The organism is Prevotella sp. E13-17, assembly GCF_022024035.1.
Lineage (GTDB): Bacteria > Bacteroidota > Bacteroidia > Bacteroidales > Bacteroidaceae > Prevotella.
The window spans coordinates 2779164-2796596 of record NZ_CP091787.1; the positions used below are offsets into that span (position 1 = coordinate 2779164).

Sequence of the window (17433 nt, forward strand, 5' to 3'; positions counted from 1 at the left end):
TGTATGTTAATTGTTTGCTGTTTCTTTACTTCTCAAATCTTCTATATCCTGTTTTTCCAGCCACTCGTTGAACTCATCCAGCTTCACACAGTCCTCAATGCGCACTTGGCCCAAGCGGGTTCTGCAGAGAGCCGTCAGGAAAGCACCACTATTCAGTGCCTTTCCGATGTCGCGTGCCAACGAACGGATGTAAGTTCCCTTGCCACAAGCCACTCGAATGCTCATCTGCATGGTGTCAGGATTGAAATCGGTCAGCTCGATCTCATCAATTCTGACGGGCTTTGCCTTCAGCTCGACCTCATCACCTTTGCGCGCCAAATGATAGGCACGGTATCCGTCAACCATCACGGCCGAATAGACTGGGGGCACCTGCATGATATCGCCCTCAAACTGTTTCAGCACCTGAAGAATCAACTCGCGGGTGATATGCTTCGTGGGATAGGTCATATCCACCGTATGCTCGCGGTCGAACGACGGTGTCGTGGCTCCCAGTTGCAGGGTGGCAGTATATTCTTTACTCTGCAGTTGCAGCGACTCTATCTTCTTCGTAGCCTTACCTGTGCACAGTATCAGCACGCCTGTTGCCAGCGGGTCGAGCGTTCCGGCATGTCCTGTCTTCAGGCGTTTCACACGCAACTTCTTCGACAACCGGGTGCGCACAAAAGCCAGTGCGCCAAACGACGACATACGATAAGGCTTGTTGACGTAAATAAAAGCTCCTTCGTGGAAGTTCATATCAGTCAACCATTGCTAGTGAATGACCTGTCAACAGCAGTATGATGATAATGCTACCAACGATGATACGATACACCCCGAATGCCTTAAAGCCATATTTCGACAGGAAGTTCACAAACCATTTCATGGCAAGCAGTGCCACCACAAAGGCCACCACACAGCCCAAAAGCAGCATGGTGATGTTGTGAGTTGTGGCCCACGAGGTATCTTCCTTGAACAAATCCAGCAGGTCAAGCAATGTTGCACCAGCCATGGTGGGTACAGCCAGGAAGAACGAGAACTCGGCAGCGCGCTTGCGGGTCAGCCCTTGCGTCATGCCTCCCACGATGGTTGCCATTGAGCGCGACACGCCAGGAATGACCGAGATGCACTGATAAAGGCCAATATTGAACGCACGCTTCTCGTTGACAGCATTCTCGTCGGTTCCCTTATTAAAGAGTTTATCGCAGAACAGCATGAAGATACCGCCCAAAACCAGCATGACTGCCACCACTTCTACACTGTCGAGCAACCAGTCAAGCAGTCCCGACTTCTTCGCCAACAGGCCAATAACAACGGCGGGCAACACGCCAACAATCAGCAACCAGTAGAAATTGAACCGATGTTTCAACTTCTGCAGCAAGCTACTTCCTGCAGGCGCAGGACTATTGTCGAACTGAAAGAAATGCTTCCAGTAGAGGCATACCACCGACAAGATAGCGCCAAATTGGATGATGAACGTGAAGGCATGCACGAAAGGATCGCCCTGAGGCACACCCAACAGATTCTGGGTGATAATCATGTGACCTGTCGATGAGACAGGCAGAAACTCAGTGAGTCCTTCCACAATAGCTATGATGATGGTTTCAATCCAGGTCATTCGGCCTCCTCCTTCTCATCCTTCGACTTATAGACAACGGCATATATCATCGACACGAAGCCCAGCAGACAAACCACTGGAGCCACCTTGATGCGACGAGCGCTGAAGATATCAGGATTAAAGGCGTCGGCTGTTGAGCTGTCGCCACCCATCAGAATAAATCCTATGATGACAATGAGCATGCCAACTGCCAACAGGATGTAGTTCATCTTTCCAAATGCAAAATCTCTCTTATTCATGAGTTATTCAATCTTAGTTGCTATTTACTTAAATCTTATACACCTCGTTGGCTGTCATGCGCAGGAACTTGTTGACCGACAACAACGTGCAGAACAGCATAATGAGGAAGCCAGCCAAGAACACGCCACAGGCAGTGATGGCCATCTCGCGCCACGTCAGGATGTCGGTAATGCCGGGCTCGTAGCGGAACAAGGCATAGACCACGCCGCCAAGCACGATGCAAGCAATAAAAGCCGACAGCACTCCTATACAGAGCGAACTGCGCAAAAATGGTTTACGGATGAAGCCCCACGACGCGCCAACCAGCTTCATCGTGTGGATTAAGAAGCGACTGGAATAGACACCCAGCCTCACACTGCTGCTTATCAACGAGTAACTGACAAAGATGAGCAGCAGCGACAGGACCAGCAACACAACACTGATGCGCTGCACATTGCGATTGACGTCGTCTATCTGGTTCTCCATATAGGCCACATCCGTCACCTTGTCGTTGGTCATCAGTCGGTCGGATATCTTTCGCATGGAGTCGGTATCCACATAGTCGGCGTTCATCCGCACCTCCAGCTCGGCCTCAAACGGATTCACACCTGTAAACTCCTTGGGGTCGGCCCCCATCACTTCTGTCATGGTTTTCAGTGCATGCTCCTTGCTGATGTAAGTCACATGTTTGGCATAAGGCTGCGCCAAAATCATGTTGCCCAGTTCCACACCATCCTTGACAGACACTGTGTCGCCCAGCATCACGTTCATCGTCACGTTTTCACGCACAAAAGTAGAGAGGTTGCGGGCCGTCAATACAGATAGTACCACCAAGCCCAACATCACCAGCACCATTGTAGTGCTGATGCATAGTGTCACGACCTGCAAGCCATAACGGCGGCCGGTCTTCTTTTTTCTATTCTTCATTCGCTTTAAGGCGTAATACACCAAATTGTCTGCAAAGTTACGTCTTTTTTGGTAGTTTTGTACGACAAGCATGTTAAAAGGAGTTAAAGAGCCTCCTACTTTTTACCAAAGCTGCCAGAAAAAACTTACTTTTGCCGCCATTATGAGCACGATTATTTATCCTTCTCCTATCTTCGGACCCATACACAGCCGTCGTCTGGGCACCTCGCTGGGCATCAACCTGTTGCCAGCCGACGGCAAGGTGTGCACGTTCGACTGCATCTACTGCGAGTGTGGTTTCAATGCCGACCACCACCCCCGCCTGCCTATGCCCCACCGCCGACAGGTGGCAGAGGCCCTCGAGGCCAAACTGCAAGACATGAAGCAGAACGGACCCACGCCCGATGTGCTGACATTTGCCGGCAATGGCGAGCCGACGGCCAATCCAGAGTTTCCCGAGATTATAGACGACACGCTGCGATTGCGCGACAAATATTTCCCTCAGGCAAAGGTATCTGTGCTGAGCAACTCGACCATGATTCACCGTCAGCCAGTTCACGATGCCTTGATGCGTGTGGACAACAACATCATGAAGCTCGACACTGTTGACCCCACATATATTAATAAGGTCGATCGCCCCACTGGTCACTACGATGTGAATCAGATCATCGAAGACCTGAAGCGCTTCAACGGCCACGTCATCATCCAGACCATGTTTATGCATGGTGACCATAGCGACAACACGTCAGAGACGTATGTGGGTCCGTGGCTCGAGGCCGTCAAGGCGATTGCCCCTCGTCAGGTGATGATCTACACCATTGATCGCGAGACGCCCGACAAGCTTTTGCAGAAGGCCACCCACGAAGAACTCGATGCCATCCGCGACCGTGTGATTGCCGCAGGCATCCCCTGTCAGGCGTCCTACTAAGCAAAAGCAGTGCACTTCACATCAAAAAGCGCCACTTTGACGCCCCCATAGCGCCACTATTCGGATGGAATAGTGGCGCTTTTCTGCTGCAAAAGTGCCACTCTTGCATCGCATCCAGGGGCTGGAACTGGTCATTCTAGCCCCTGAAGCAGGTCGTTCCAGGGGCTGAATCAGGGTTCTCCAGGGGGTAGAAAATGTCATTCCAGGGGCTAGAATCGCCACAAGAGTGCTACTCTTGCATGGTCAGTGCATGACTTTTGCACCAAAAAAGTGCCACTATTCGCACGGAATAGTGGCACTACAAGAAGTTAAAAGTTTAATCTCTAAAACCATCCATGATGGCGGTGGGAGCACCTTTACTGCTGAAAGCCCCCAACTTATAAGCGCCAGGCAGACTCTGCGGTTCCCAGTAGAAAACGCCACGACAACGCCCGTTGCACTCATTGCGAGCTTCACGGATGATACGTCTGAGCTGCTCCCTACCCTGCTCCATCACCTCTGGATGCTGCTCGTCCACCAAGAAGCCTGTCTCCACAATCATCACGTCGCGATTAAACTTCTCTGCGACGCGACGGATGTTGGCCATACAGTCCATGATACACTGGTCAGCATCAGGCTCGCGGTTGGCTTCCATCGCCCAATAGGGATAGAGCGACATGCCAATCATGTCGAACTTGCCGCCATATTTCAGCACGATGCCCAGGTTCTCGTCGTAGAGATGCGGATCGAAACCATTGTCCAGATGAACGATCACGACAGACTCTGGCGACACTTTCTTCACGGCATCATAGCCAGCACGGATGAATCCTGCATAGCGACGCGGGTGCTTTTTGATATGTCCCATATCCCAGAGCATACCGTTGCTGGTCTCGTTGCCCACCTGCACCCAACGCGGTGTGACACCGTGTTGCTTCAAGAGCGTTATCACATCGGCCGTATGCTGGGCCAGCGCTCGGCGCATCTTGCGATAGCCGTACTTCTTCCAGGCCTCTGGAACAGGCTGTTTGCCTGGGTCTGCCCACGAGTCACTATAGTGGAAACAGAGCATCACATCCATGCCCAGGGCCTTTGCCCGCAGTGCTTTCTGCAACACATCATCGCGTCCGCACCATCCATCCTTGGGGTTCACCCACACACGCAGTCTGACGGCTCCCATCTGATAGTCGGTCTTCAGCAACTCGATGAGTTCTCGCTGGCGTCCAGTATTATCGTAGAATTTCTGTCCATGCTGTTCCTGTGCCGTCAGCCAACCAATGTCGGCTCCCTTCACAAAGTCTCCTTGAGCCTGCGCACTGCCGAGTGGCAAGAGCAAGAACAGCAAGAGTATTAGAAGTTCCATTTAACAGCCAATGTTGGGTTTACGAAGAACGACTTGTCGTTATATTCGTTATAAACGAAGTTGTTGCTCAGCTCCACCTCGGTACCAACACTCAGATGCTCATTGAAGTTGTACCACAACTGAGGTTCGGTCAGCACAACCAGCTGTCCGTGGCCGTCGGCCTTCTCGCCACGCCAGAAATCAATGAATCCGGCAAAGCGCCAGTTGTCGGCGAAGTTCAGTCCCCAGACGCCGGTCAACTGCAAAGAGTGGTAAGCGTTTGTATAATCATAGCTCTTGAAGTAGCGCTTATACATCAACTGCACAGAGTAAGTCTTCGAGAAGTCAGCATTATGACCGTTCCAAGCACCACCCAACAGAGCCGACTGCTGGAAGCTGCCGCCCTTGTTAAGGCCACCATCATACTCCACGTGGGCAGCAAAACCCTTGCTGCCGATATTGAACTCACGAGAGATTTCGGCGTAGGCAGCCTCCGTGAACTTACGGCTGAAGTCGATATCCACGAAGTAGAACCACGAACCCCACTTGTCTGCCTTAAACTGCTCCAGTGTCATGGTCACCTTCTGTCGGCCTGCCTCCTCATTAGAGTAGATATTACGACCGAAATCATAATGTAACTGTACATTCTGTGCACTTACGCACGTAGCGAGCATCATCAGCGCGCTCAAAATTGTTTTTCTCATTTAGTTTAATTGTTTAACAGGGAATGTAAAATAAGTATCTGGGAATGGCTCGTTCTTCAGTGTGAAGTGCCACCATTCGGAGTCAAGAGGATTGAAGCCATGACGCATCATGGCCTGGCGCAGAATCATACGGTTGGCGAACTGCTGTTCGGTGATTGAGCGTCCTTGCGGACTCTTGCTGTTATCACCGGTATATTCGCCAGTCTCTGGATTGCCGCAAAAGTCAGGATGGCTTTCAGGTCCGAACCAGTCGAACGTGCCACCCATATCGAGTTCCTTTTCCGTCTTCATGTCGAAGAGTGTCAGATCCAGGGTGCTGCCACGTGTATGGCCGCTGCGCTCGTAAATATATTCTTGTTCGAACAGTACGCTCTTGTTCAAGTCGGGATAGAAGTACTGCTTCATCAGTGTGTCTGCCACATCAGTAGCCCAGCGCACGAAGTGGTCCACTCCCTTCTGTGGGCGATAGGCATCATAGATTTTCAGTCGGTAGCCCTGTGCCATCACATCGTCGCTCACAGCCCGCAGACTGTCGGCAGCTACCTTGGTAAGCAGAGCTGTGGGTTGCTCGTAGCCATCAATGCGCTGTCCCACAAAGTTATACGTACCATAATAGCGTATCTCAAGAATAGCATCAGGCACCACGTCGGTCAGGTTCACAAACTGACTACTGTCGGCTGTTGGCAACAACCGGCTGTCATTGTTTTCATTGCAGGCTGCCACAGCATAGATGCCGAGCATCAGCACTGCCAATCGGAAGTAATAAATAGGTCTCATAGTAAATGATTTCACAGAATTTAAGTGCAAAGGTAGTAAATAAATACCAATATCAACACAAATCAACGCAAAAAGGTGCTCATGGAGCGAGCACCTTTTTACCGTCTTTTATCAGCAGTCCCGAACTGTTATCTCTTGCTTTCACGCCAGAGATACCATAAATCAGACCTGTCTGCTGACTTTTCTCACCGTTCTTGATACCTGTTTCAACGGGCAGTGGCTTGTAGCTGAGCGAGAAATTATCAAAGCAGCACCAGCTATCATCCTTGTGTCCACTGGCCTTCAGACCAATGCGCAACGACGACTTTGTTTTCTGCGTATATTCCATCTCGTTCAGATAAAGTCCCTCTGCGAAACGCATCTCGGCAGCGTGCATACTGTTGGGATATCCATTCAGATTGTCCACTCTGCCGTATTGCGAGGCCTCAGGCCACTCTTCCGAGTACAGCGACTTCACCTTTTCCATCTGGTTGTTCACGTAGAAATAGGCCTGCACGACTTCTGTTCCTGCTTTATACTTCCCATCGCCATCGTTCTTTTCTTCACGATAGAGGGCATGACACCTCACGGTATAGACACCCGGTTTCATGCCAGGAAGCATCTGATACATATCAAAGTCTTTATTGAACTCCTCGCCACAGCCAGAACGGTAGGTAGGACTGCCCATCCACCCCGTGTTAGATGAGAAGTCATAGTTGCTGATGAGCAGCGTCATATCGAGCGACTCGCCCTCTTTGGGTTGGGCATCAGCAGCCTTCAGGTAGTTTTTTACAGCGGTCTTCAGTGCATTCAGTGCGCTGTTGATTGCATTTTGCGTTTCGGCTTGCGAGAGCATTGTCTCGGAAGTTGCCATTGAGGTGTTCAGTGTGTTCAAGGCCTCCGAGGCAATGCTGACCGTCACGTTCTTCTCTGCTGCGTCTTTCCACAACTGAAACTCTTCGCAGAGGGGGACCACGGCATCCACCGTCTTCAGCATATTTTCGACCTCAGTCAGCACACCAGTCTTCTCGCTGGCTGCCAACTCGGCATCTGTAGCTTTTGCAACCAGACTCATGACCTTCTGTGAGAAGGCTGCTGGAAGACTGCTTTTGGCTTCCAGTGATTGCAGACGCGAGGCAGCCTCGTCCAGTCGGCGGTCAAGAACCGTCGTCTCACCCACCTTTTCCACCGTCATACAGTCGATGTTGGGCATCCAGGCATCTTCGTTATACAACTGGATACGGTTTGACCCGGCCTTCAGGGCCACCGTCATCTCATACTCTTTGAATTCGCCCCATCCAGGTGTCTGCACATCCACAGAGCCTGCAACGCCACCATTCACCTCGACGGTGAACGAGCGCTTGTCCTGAGAAGCCGTGCGGAAACGGACCACATAGTCGCCAGCCTCAGCCACATAGACGTCTTTCCACTCCAGATAGTTGCTGCGACGACCTCCCAGCCAGCCGGCAAAGGCGCGTCCACTGGCACCATCGCCCGTCTGATAGTTGGCGGTGCCCAGAGCTTCGTTGTTGGCCACCTCCTGGTAATCGCCCAGATAGGCGGTCTCTGCTTCATAGATATAGCGGGGCAAACGCTGTTCGGCAGTCAGGGTATAGATGCGGGTGCCATGGGCAGGCACCAGCACAGACAGGGCCTTTTCCATCGTTCCCAGATCCTGATGCTCGAACACATCGCGCACAGCGACCTTGCCACCCAAGTCCAGCTCACCGAAGCTGACACTCATCTGCACGGGCTTGTCTGACGGATTATAGAGGGCCACGGCACGTGTCGTGCCATGAAGCGTCAGGATGTCTTTTGCCATGACATAGGTGTCGCCAGTGTGCTGCACGACATATGCCTGCAGACACAGAGGGTCTTGGTTCAGTGCAATGAGTTCTTTGTTCTTCAGAAGTTCCAGTGCACGTTCGTTAATTGTGGCCATGTTGCAACCAATCAGCAGCGGACTGGCCATGATGCACCACATGCCGAAATGGGTTTTATCTTCTTCTGCTGTCATCGAGCGGCCGACCTCCAGCATGTCCATATCGTTATAGCAGCCGTCATAGCAATAGGCCGACATGTAGAGGTTCTCGTTCAGGATGCCCTTCACCGACTCCCATCCGTCGTAGATATCACCCGTGGTGCGCCACGATGTTGACACGTCGTGACACCATGTGCCGGGATAAGCCCAGCGACACAGGTTGTAGCGCACGTCGCGCCCTGTGTTGACAATGGCGTCATGAATGCGGGTGTATTGTTTCTGCTCATTCAGTCCAAGGTGGTTGCCACCGCAATAGTCCACCTTGATAAAGTCAAACTCACACTCTTTGAAGTAATAGTCGCAGTCAATTTGCTCGTAGCCATAGAGACCGACATTGGTATTCTTCACGTCGCCATTGCTGATACTGCCACAGGTGCAGTCGCCGGCATCACTATAGATGCCTGCCTTCAGACCCTTGGAGTGGATATAATCGCTCACCACCTTCAGTCCGTTAGGGAAGCGCTCAGGATGGATGCACACCTTACCTTCAGGCGTACGGCCATACTGGAAGCCATCGTCAATGTTGACATACTCGTATCCCACATCCTTCAGTCCCTGACTGACCATGGCATCAGCCTGTCCTTTGATGATGTCTTCGGAGATGTGAACAGAAAAGGTGTTCCACGAACTCCAACCCATGGTGGGACCTTTCACGTTTTTCGGAGCCGCGGCTCCATCGTCTGCAAGTGCACCAACAGTTGATGCCACAGCAAACACTGTCAAAAAGAATTTTCTCATTATTACTATTATTTAGGTTGATAAAACTAAGATCAAGTTATATTGGTTTTCAGTTCTTTGCAAAGCAAAGTTACATTAAAAATCCTTTAATCAGCCCTTCAACAAAAAAAAATGTGTAACTTTGCTCCCGATTTACGTAAATTAAACATAATTGCACATTTATTATGACTAAAATAAAGACTATCGGTATCCTGACTTCTGGTGGCGATGCTCCCGGAATGAACGCTGCTATTCGTGCCGTGACACGTGCAGGCATCTACAATGGTTTCAACATCAAAGGCATCTATCGTGGATACGATGGACTGATCAAGGGCGATGTCAAGCTGTTCACCACCGAAGATGTCAGTGGCATCATCAACCGCGGTGGCACCATTCTGAAGACGGCACGTTCGAAAGAGTTTATGACACCGGAAGGACTACAGCAGGCCTACGAGACCTGTAAGAAGGAAGAGATCGATGCACTGGTGGTGATCGGCGGCAACGGCTCGCTGACAGGTGCACGCAACTTCGGCATGGAGTTCGACTTCCCCGTCATCGGTCTGCCCGGCACCATCGACAACGACCTCTATGGCACCGACTCTACCATTGGCTACGACACCACCATGAACACCATCATGGAGTGTGTGGACCGCATCCGCGACACTGCCAACTCGCACGAGCGCATCTTCTTTGTCGAGGTGATGGGACGCGACGCTGGTTTTCTGGCGCAGAACTCTGCCATCGCCAGTGGTGCAGAGGCTGCCATCATCCCCGAGGACATGACCGATGTTGACCAGTTGTCGCAGTTCATGGGCCGCGGCATCCGCAAGTCTAAGAAGTCGTGCATCGTCATCGTCAGCGAGAGTCCTAAGTGCGGCGCACTCTACTATGCTGACCGTGTGAAGAAGGAGTTCCCCGAGTTCGATGTGCGTGTGTCAATCCTTGGTCACCTGCAGCGCGGTGGCACACCGTCTGCCCACGACCGCATCCTGGCATCACGAACCGGCGTTGGCGCCATCGAGGCCATCAAGCAGGGGCAGCGCAACGTGATGGTGGGCATCCGCAACAACGAGATTGTCTATGTACCCTTCTCTGAATGTATCCGCACCGACAAGCCTTTCGACAAGAAGCTCATCAAGGTGCTCGACGAACTAAGCATCTAATCACTGGGGGAACTACCTATGGAATATATGTCACAAGAGGGCTACGACAAGCTCGTAGCCGAACTGCGTCATTTGGAGAATGTGGAACTGCCACAGGTGAGGGATGCCATCGCCGAGGCACGCGACAAAGGCGACCTCAGCGAGAACTTCGAATACCATGCTGCCAAGCGTGAGCAGGGGCGACTGCTCAGCCAGATACGGTTCCGCCAGCGGGTGCTCGAGAATGCCCGTGTCATCGACAAAGCTGTACTGAACAACGATGGCATTGGATTGCTGAATAAAGTAGAGATGACCAATCTGGCCAACAATGCCCGCATGACCTACACCATTGCCAGTCCGCATGAGGCCAACCTGCGAGAGGGTAAGATATCTATCAAGTCGCCCATCGCCCAAGCTCTTCTCAACAAAAAGGTGGGTGACATCGTCGAGGTGCATGTGCCAGCAGGCATTCAACGCTTGCGAATAGAGAGCATCAGCTTATAAGCATCAGAACATGTCCTTCTGTTCCCCCACAGACCTCTGACTTATCAGCAAGGCAAAGTGGTCAGTCTCTCTTTGGAACTGGGGATTTGAGACTATCGGTTTTGTCACCGCTGTCTGTTACTTTTCGGCGGCAAAGGTACAATGATTCCGTCAAACGGGCTTTTCTATTTAGTCCAACTTTTGTTTAAAAGATGTATGTCTTCTCTACCCAATAGCACAGGATGCCGGCTATATAGCCCACGAAGGCAATCCAAGAGATGTGACGCATGTACCAGCCGAAGGTGATCTTCTCCAGCCCCATGACCACCACACCTGCAGCAGAGCCGATGATGAGCATCGAACCGCCCACACCGGCGCAATAGGCCAGCAACTGCCAGAAGATGCCATTGACGGCCATATCACCAGTAGGAGCCACGGGATACATACCCATGCATCCAGCCACCAGAGGCACATTGTCTACAATCGACGAGAGCATACCGATGATGCCAGTGATGAGATAGTGATTGCCGTCGAATGTCTCGTTCAGTCCTTGTCCCAGCATGGTCAGCACACCGATGGTCTCCAGACAGGCTACAGCCATCAGGATACCCAGGAAAAAGAGGATGGTAGACATATCGATGCGCGACAGCATCTGAGAGACACGCTTCTGCATGGCTCCTTTCTCCTCTGGCTCCTTCAGGTGGGCATAGAACACTTCCGTCACCGTCCAGAGCACGCCAAGCACGAGCAGGATGCCCACAAACGGCGGCAGATGGGTGATGCTCTTGAAGATAGGCACGAAGATGAGTCCGCCAACGCCCAGAAAGAAGATGACCTTACGCTGCGTGGCCGTGAGGTCGCTAGCCTGCACGGTCTGTGCCTGCTCGGCGGTGAAGGTCAGGCTGCCCTTCAGCGTGAGCGAGAGCACATAGGCTGGTATGACCATCGAGACGATGGATGGGATGAGCAGTTCGCTGATGACACCCAATGCTGTGATGACACCCTTGTTCCAGAGCATGATGGTGGTAACGTCGCCAATAGGCGAAAAGGCTCCACCCGAATTGGCAGCAATGATGACCAGCGAGGCATAGATGATGCGGTCCTTGTGGTCGCTGACCAGCTTTCGCAGAATCATGATCATCACGATAGAGGTGGTCAGGTTGTCGAGGATGGCCGAGAGGAAGAAGGTCATGAAGGTGATGCGCCAGAGCAGGCCGCGCTTGCTGTGGGTGTGCATCACGTCGCGCACAAAGTTGAAGCCGCCGTTCTGGTCTACCAGTTCCACGATGGTCATGGCACCCATCAGGAAGAACAGCGTGGTGGAGGTAGAGCCCAGATGACGCTCGATGACCTCGCTGACCACAGCGGCCAACTGTTCGCCAATGGCCGTCGGCAGATAGCTGTCTGGCGAAATCATGAACAGAGTCCAAGTTGCCACCAGCATCAACAAGGCAATGGCTGCCTTGTTGATTTTGGTGACGCTCTCAATGGCTATGAAGAGATAGCCGATGCAGAATACGATGACAATCGCTAACGTCAGTGTACTCATGACTTAGATCAGTTTGGTGAAGGGTTCCACATCCTTGCCTTCATAGAAGCGAGGCTCGAATACAGGCTTGTATTGGAAGTCGGCGAAGCGGAACAGTTGGAGGGCGCAGAACTGGTGGTCGTCGCTCAGGCAGAGCTCCAGCCGGAAGTTGCCGTTGGCACCAGCCACGGGCTTGCCCTTCTGCTGGATTTCGGCAGCCATCTTGTCGAGCGGCATGTCTAAAAGACGCGCTACGCGCTCTCCCTCCGAGGGACTATACTCCAAGATGATGGCCTTGGCCAGACTCTGTGTAGGCGTATAAATGGCCTTGGTGGAAAACAGTGATTTCTTGATCTCGATATGCTGATATGCGGAGAGGGCAGCAGCCATCTCCAAGTTTTTGATACTTGACATAGTTGTAGAAGCCCCCTAAGTTAGGGGGATGGGGGTCTGAACGACCACCCTTTAATTGATTAAATGTATTGTATTTTGTTAAACTCTTTCGGGTCTGCTAGTTCAGACCCCTGTTGTCCCCTAACTTAGGGGACTTTATTCAACGAATGATGTGCCTCAGTGCGATGACGTAATAGTCGCACGAGGCCGACAGGCAGAAGGGAGCCGTTTCCAGACGGCATCTGCTGTCGTAGTAGGAATAAAGGGGTGTGACTTGATGCTGCCGGTTGGCAAAACTGCCAAAGGGCGTGACAGTTCTTTCCGTCTTGGAACCTTGGGTAGGAAGGACACGCAGAGGACGGGAACTGCAGATGCGGTAAATTTGCGAGGCATCTGTCAGTGTGGCTTCCTGTTGATGCTGATGTTGCGGAGCCAGGACGGACGATTGGCGATGCTGATAGGATTCTGTGACAGCCGCATCATTATGGTTCTGCCAGTTTAGCAAAACCGTCAAGCAAACGGCGCAAAGAGCCGTTACTATTTTTGCAATTATCAGAGTCCGTCTCATTCTGGCAGCAAAGGTACTAAAATTATCTGTAATAAAAGAACTCTATCATAAAAAAGAGAGCAACACCCGATAGGATGCTGCTCCCTTTATTTATGCGGTTAATCAATGTCCGTTACGAGACCTCAATGGCCTTGGTGACTTTCTCCTTCGGCTCGGTCTTCGGCATCGTGATGGTCAGGATGCCGTCCTCCACCTTGGCAGAAATCTTGTCCTTCACAACATCGTCAGGCAGCACGTAGTTCTGCTCGTAGTTAGAGTAGCTGAACTCACGGCGCAGATAGTGATGATGCTTGTCCTCATGCTTGTGTTCTTGTTTGTTCTCAATGGCGATGGTGAGGTTGCCCTCGTCATTGATGCCTATGCGGCAATATTCCTTCTTGATGCCTGGAGCTGCAAGTTCCATCGTGTAGGCCTTCTCACTCTCCTTGACATTGACTGCGGGTGCTGTACTGTTGGCACGAGGCATGAAATCAGTGTTAAAGAAATCATCAAACATTGTTGGGAACCAACCATTGCTTTTCATTAATCCGTTCAACATAATCAATACCTCCTAATTATACTTTTGGTTTAACTTATTTGTTCTTTGACCTTTCGGTCGAGTCTGCTTTCGCTCGGAAGATTCAAAGCTCGCTTTAATCTTCTCTCGCTTAATCGCAGCCTTGATTGCCTCGGCTTTCGCTTCAGCTTTCACTTATAGATAAGCAAAGTACATGCCTACAGAACGAATCCGTGCCAGAATGACAATCGCGAAAGTCAATCTGGCACGGAATTTAAACTCGCTTAAACTATGCTGACAATTCTTTAAACTCAGTTAAACATTGAGGTGTTAACTTAATTCTTTCCCAAAAGGTGAAAGGGCCAGCTTTGACAGCCTAAAGTGCATCTTTCCGAATGGGATGCCAATGATGGTGATGCAAAATATGAGACCGTAGAAGATGTGGGTGAGCCATATCCAGATGCCGCCAACGAAGAACCACAGCACATTCATGAAGATGCTCAGACAGCCTGGTTGTGATGGTTTCCATTTCACCTTCGTACCGAACGGCCAGATGGCCAGCATACCCAGTTTCAGGCTCTGCAAGCCAAAGGGGATGCCGATGATGGTTATCATCAGTATCAGTCCTGCGATGAAATACTCCAAGGCTATGTGCAGGCCTCCGAATATGATCCAGATGATGTTTCCTAATGTCTTCATTGATCTGATTTCCTTTTAAAAGTTTCTATCTGTTAGACGCATGAAAGACAAGAAAAGTTCTTGCTTAGGCAAGCGGCAAAGCCGAGTGGCATCATTCTTCTTTTGTAAATTTGTAAATTGCCCACGTAGGAAGGATGACCAATAGCAGCGAAGCAATCTCGACAAAGATATACGAGTCAAAATAATCAACCAATGTCTGGAACTTCAGAACTCCATCTATAAGAAAGACCAAAAGGCCAAACCAACAGATAAAGAAGATGGTTGCGTAATTGATTTTTCTTTTCTTTAATTTCATTTGATGATTCCACTAAATTGGAATTTATTTGTATAGTCGATTTATCTCTTCTTGCAAATTGGAAAGGAACATTCCTGCGTGAGCACCATCCATCTGTGTATGGTGGAACTGGAAAGATATAGGAAGTTCGTACCGGAACCATCTCTTTCTGTATCGTCCCCATATCATAAACGGGTTATTGAAAATCCCGCTATTCATGCCAACGGCCCCGTCTATCTCAGTTTCTATAATGGCCGATGTGCCAATAACCATACACTCATCCGACAAATCCCTGTCAGTGCGACTTTCAGCAACCTTCAGTGTGTATTCCATATACTGCTGACTGAACACTTCTATGTTTTCGTTGAAGAGGATGTCACAAGAAGAAACCTCGCCCTCTTTGTTCTTGACGATGGTGTTGACTGCAAGACAGTCGTACTGCATTAGCTTGTCGCCGACAGGCAGTAGATAGAACTCTTTGACGGAAGAAGCGGCTTTGCCGATACACCAGTCCAGCAGCATGTTGAACTTGTATCCCTTCTTCCGGCTTATTCTTACCAATCGCGTAACATCAATCGTCTTGAAGAACGTGACCATCGGATTTGGAGCCTTCATCCATAACTCGAAGGCTTGGGCGCGACTGGTGTCTTTTGGATTTACTTCACGCATAAATTCCGATTTATCTGCCTTATTATTAAACTTTGTTCTTTTCCGTGAAAAGCGAATAAATTCGAGCGGCAAAATTAGTCATTTCCGCTAAAATCCGTGAATTTTGTGTAACCTCGTGCCTGATTTTAGGATGATTTATGAATTCTGGGATGACATGATGGATTTACGGAAAGCAAAGAATATCAGGTGATGGAACTTTTTCGATGCTTGAGCATCCCCAATTAACGGGGATGCGGTGGACTCCGACCTTTGCTCGCCTGAGCACCTACGGAGCGCAAGAAGCCAAAGGGGCAAACATACACGCGTAATTAACCCTAACTTAGGCCAGTCCCTTACAAAGGGGCTTCAAATTTTCATGCCATCGACTTACTTTATCGTTTCTCCGTATGCCTTGCCCATCTTTACACAGTCGCCGATGATGTCGCCTGTGCGCAGATACTTATAGGTGGGCATCTCGAAGAGCACGGGTTTCAGTTTCACATAGTCAGGCTTGCCCTTCTCATCGAGTTTGTCCTCCTCAACGTATGTGTTGAGAACAGTGCAAATGTAGTTCTTGAACCCATCAATCTCGTAGGTATCAATAACCTCACATTCCATCACGAGCGGTGACTGCTCAATGACAGGCATGCCTGCCTCGCCCAGATGATAGGGGAAGATGGCCGATTTGTCTGTCTTGGCTCCGCTGACGGTGCCCGTATAGTCGGCGGCAGAAACAAAAGCCTCGTCAATGATGTTGATGGAGAGCCGCTTCGTCTCGTCGATGGCCTTCACGCTGTGGTGTGAAGAATGTATGCTCAACAAGAGCTTCGAATGGCTGACGATGCCGACATGGGCTACGAGGAGCCAGTTTACCTTTCCCCCTTCTCCTACAGTCCCTACAACTGTGGCTGGCGTGGGATAGAGTGCCAGTTTCTGTCCGATGTTCTGTTTCATATTTGTTTCTTATATTTGTTTTTTGAATAACAGTTTCATTGGCGTTTTATTCTACGACTCGTTTCTTGCCATTTATAATGTAGATGCCTTTTGAAGGCTTCTGCTTTACTAACCGTCCGGCTATGTCGTAGATGCGGGTGTGGGCTGATGTGGTAGTTTTGACCTCACTGATACCCGTCACGGTATTATAGTTAATGGCAGTAAGCCAAGTCTGAATCAGCGATGAGCGGTTGGAGTGACTGGAGTGGTTGATCCAAAGATTCTCACTGAAGTACTTACCGTCAGGAACCAATCGCTTGCAATCGGCAACCACGCCATTGATGTCACTGCTGGAACTTGACACGATCAGTCCTATGTTCTTGCCAGCCATCTGCCCTCCGTAGTTGAAGAGATAGGTCTGCATCGGAGCCGCCATTTGGCTCCACCAGAGGGGTGTGACGATAATAATAGTTCCGTAGTCGCTCTGCGATGTGCTCACGGGGTCGATGGCAGGATAGCTGCCGGCATCGTTGGGAGCAGCCTTGATAGCATTGAGCAACTGCGTACCCAGGGCTTAGCCGTTGGCCTCGTACTTCAGTCCCTTCTCGGCGGGCTGAATTTCCAGCACGTCAGCTGCAATCTGACTAGTCAGTGTGGTCACAATCTCACGGCAGTTGTTCGTGTAACTGTAGTACACCACAAGTGTCTTTGCCGATGCCGTTGTACACAACAACATGAACAGCGAGAATATCATCACGATATAATTCCTTTTCATATTCGATATGTTTTTTATTTGTTGTTTCATTGTCGTTTATTGATGCTGCAAAGGTATGATGTTTCCATCAAATAACGGCTACACGATTTACGGATATATCAACCTATTTTACGGAATCTCGAATATTTGTCGTACCTTTGCCAGCGAATTACGAAGAACGGTGTGGCCAACCTGCGAGAGGGTAAGATATCTATCAAGTCGCCCATAGCACAGGCTTTGCTCAACAAGAAGGTGGGCGACATCGTCGAAGTGCGTGTGCCGGCAGGCATACAGCGGCTTCGCATAGAGAGTATCAGTCTTTAACTTCATTA

Annotated in this window: 20 protein-coding genes and 1 pseudogene; 4 read left to right on the top strand and 17 right to left on the bottom strand. The window is 50.4% G+C overall.

Features of this window, described 5'->3' with window-relative positions:
* Nucleotides 1-6: 6 nt before the first annotated feature.
* Genes truB through L6472_RS11285 form a run of 4 tightly spaced genes read right to left on the bottom strand, consistent with a single transcriptional unit; the run spans nucleotide 7 to nucleotide 2740 of the window.
* Nucleotides 7-735 carry a tRNA pseudouridine(55) synthase TruB gene (gene truB / locus L6472_RS11270; protein WP_237805145.1) on the bottom strand — a complete coding sequence of 243 codons (729 nt, stop codon included), beginning with the start codon at nucleotides 733-735 and terminating at the stop codon, nucleotides 7-9.
* Between the two features lies 1 nt (nucleotide 736).
* On the bottom strand, nucleotides 737-1594 hold the full coding sequence (locus L6472_RS11275) for an undecaprenyl-diphosphate phosphatase (protein WP_237805147.1): 858 nt from the start codon (nucleotides 1592-1594) through the stop codon (nucleotides 737-739).
* The gene (locus L6472_RS11280; protein WP_237805149.1) at nucleotides 1591-1833 is read right to left on the bottom strand and encodes a DUF3098 domain-containing protein; all 243 of its coding nucleotides are present in this window, start codon (nucleotides 1831-1833) and stop codon (nucleotides 1591-1593) included. Before L6472_RS11280 ends, L6472_RS11275 begins: the two co-directional genes overlap by 4 nt.
* A 28-nt stretch (nucleotides 1834-1861) precedes the next feature.
* Entirely contained in the window at nucleotides 1862-2740 is an 879-nt protein-coding gene (locus L6472_RS11285) for an ABC transporter permease (RefSeq protein ID WP_237805151.1), read from the bottom strand.
* A 142-nt stretch (nucleotides 2741-2882) separates the two neighbouring features.
* On the opposite strand from L6472_RS11285, the gene L6472_RS11290 reads away from it, so the two are divergent.
* Entirely contained in the window at nucleotides 2883-3647 is a 765-nt protein-coding gene (locus L6472_RS11290) for a radical SAM protein (protein WP_237805152.1), read from the top strand.
* Between the two features lie 316 nt (nucleotides 3648-3963).
* Here L6472_RS11290 and L6472_RS11295 read toward each other — a convergent pair whose 3' ends face one another.
* The 4 genes and pseudogenes from L6472_RS11295 to L6472_RS11310 form a co-directional block, all read right to left on the bottom strand.
* A complete protein-coding gene (locus L6472_RS11295; RefSeq protein WP_237805154.1) occupies nucleotides 3964-4986 on the bottom strand; it encodes a glycosyl hydrolase 53 family protein in 1023 nt (340 codons plus the stop codon).
* Nucleotides 4974-5669, bottom strand: coding sequence for a DUF5020 family protein (locus tag L6472_RS11300; RefSeq protein WP_237805157.1), 696 nt, complete (start codon nucleotides 5667-5669; stop codon nucleotides 4974-4976). The genes L6472_RS11295 and L6472_RS11300 overlap by 13 nt, the downstream gene beginning before the upstream one ends.
* Nucleotides 5670-6446 carry a M15 family metallopeptidase gene (locus L6472_RS11305; RefSeq protein WP_237805159.1) on the bottom strand — a complete coding sequence of 259 codons (777 nt, stop codon included), beginning with the start codon at nucleotides 6444-6446 and terminating at the stop codon, nucleotides 5670-5672. It abuts the gene before it with no gap.
* Nucleotides 6447-7596: 1150 nt separating this feature from the next.
* Nucleotides 7597-9204, bottom strand: a pseudogene (locus tag L6472_RS11310) (carbohydrate-binding protein); the annotation flags it as partial.
* Nucleotides 9205-9368: 164 nt separating this feature from the next.
* Between L6472_RS11310 and pfkA the strand changes: the two are divergent.
* The gene (gene pfkA, locus L6472_RS11315; RefSeq protein WP_237805161.1) at nucleotides 9369-10346 is read left to right on the top strand and encodes a 6-phosphofructokinase; all 978 of its coding nucleotides are present in this window, start codon (nucleotides 9369-9371) and stop codon (nucleotides 10344-10346) included.
* 18 nt (nucleotides 10347-10364) lie between these two features.
* A complete protein-coding gene (greA, locus tag L6472_RS11320; protein ID WP_237805163.1) occupies nucleotides 10365-10829 on the top strand; it encodes a transcription elongation factor GreA in 465 nt (154 codons plus the stop codon).
* Nucleotides 10830-11013: 184 nt separating this feature from the next.
* Here greA and nhaD read toward each other — a convergent pair whose 3' ends face one another.
* The 9 genes from nhaD to L6472_RS11365 all read right to left on the bottom strand — a co-directional run bounded on the left by nhaD (nucleotide 11014) and on the right by L6472_RS11365 (nucleotide 17122).
* The gene (gene nhaD / locus L6472_RS11325) at nucleotides 11014-12357 is read right to left on the bottom strand and encodes a sodium:proton antiporter NhaD (RefSeq protein ID WP_237805165.1); all 1344 of its coding nucleotides are present in this window, start codon (nucleotides 12355-12357) and stop codon (nucleotides 11014-11016) included.
* 3 nt (nucleotides 12358-12360) lie between these two features.
* Nucleotides 12361-12750, bottom strand: a complete 390-nt coding sequence (locus L6472_RS11330) for a hypothetical protein (protein WP_237805167.1) — start codon at nucleotides 12748-12750, stop codon at nucleotides 12361-12363.
* 139 nt (nucleotides 12751-12889) lie between these two features.
* Nucleotides 12890-13234 (bottom strand): hypothetical protein, encoded by a 345-nt coding sequence (locus tag L6472_RS11335; RefSeq protein WP_237805169.1) that lies wholly within the window; start codon nucleotides 13232-13234, stop codon nucleotides 12890-12892.
* Nucleotides 13235-13409: 175 nt separating this feature from the next.
* Nucleotides 13410-13835 (bottom strand): Hsp20/alpha crystallin family protein, encoded by a 426-nt coding sequence (locus tag L6472_RS11340; protein ID WP_237805171.1) that lies wholly within the window; start codon nucleotides 13833-13835, stop codon nucleotides 13410-13412.
* 288 nt (nucleotides 13836-14123) lie between these two features.
* Nucleotides 14124-14492 (bottom strand): YccF domain-containing protein, encoded by a 369-nt coding sequence (locus L6472_RS11345; protein WP_237805173.1) that lies wholly within the window; start codon nucleotides 14490-14492, stop codon nucleotides 14124-14126.
* 319 nt (nucleotides 14493-14811) lie between these two features.
* Nucleotides 14812-15435 carry a CatA-like O-acetyltransferase, family 2 gene (locus tag L6472_RS11350; RefSeq protein WP_237805175.1) on the bottom strand — a complete coding sequence of 208 codons (624 nt, stop codon included), beginning with the start codon at nucleotides 15433-15435 and terminating at the stop codon, nucleotides 14812-14814.
* A gap of 366 nt (nucleotides 15436-15801) precedes the next feature.
* Entirely contained in the window at nucleotides 15802-16368 is a 567-nt protein-coding gene (locus L6472_RS11355; RefSeq protein WP_237805177.1) for a flavin reductase family protein, read from the bottom strand.
* A 46-nt stretch (nucleotides 16369-16414) separates the two neighbouring features.
* Nucleotides 16415-16906 carry a hypothetical protein gene (locus tag L6472_RS11360; RefSeq protein ID WP_237805179.1) on the bottom strand — a complete coding sequence of 164 codons (492 nt, stop codon included), beginning with the start codon at nucleotides 16904-16906 and terminating at the stop codon, nucleotides 16415-16417.
* A gap of 15 nt (nucleotides 16907-16921) precedes the next feature.
* Entirely contained in the window at nucleotides 16922-17122 is a 201-nt protein-coding gene (locus tag L6472_RS11365) for a hypothetical protein (protein ID WP_237805181.1), read from the bottom strand.
* Between the two features lie 126 nt (nucleotides 17123-17248).
* Here L6472_RS11365 and L6472_RS11370 point away from each other — a divergent pair, with 126 nt between their 5' ends.
* A complete protein-coding gene (locus tag L6472_RS11370; protein ID WP_370640848.1) occupies nucleotides 17249-17425 on the top strand; it encodes a GreA/GreB family elongation factor in 177 nt (58 codons plus the stop codon).
* The last annotated feature ends 8 nt before the right edge of the window (nucleotides 17426-17433 follow it).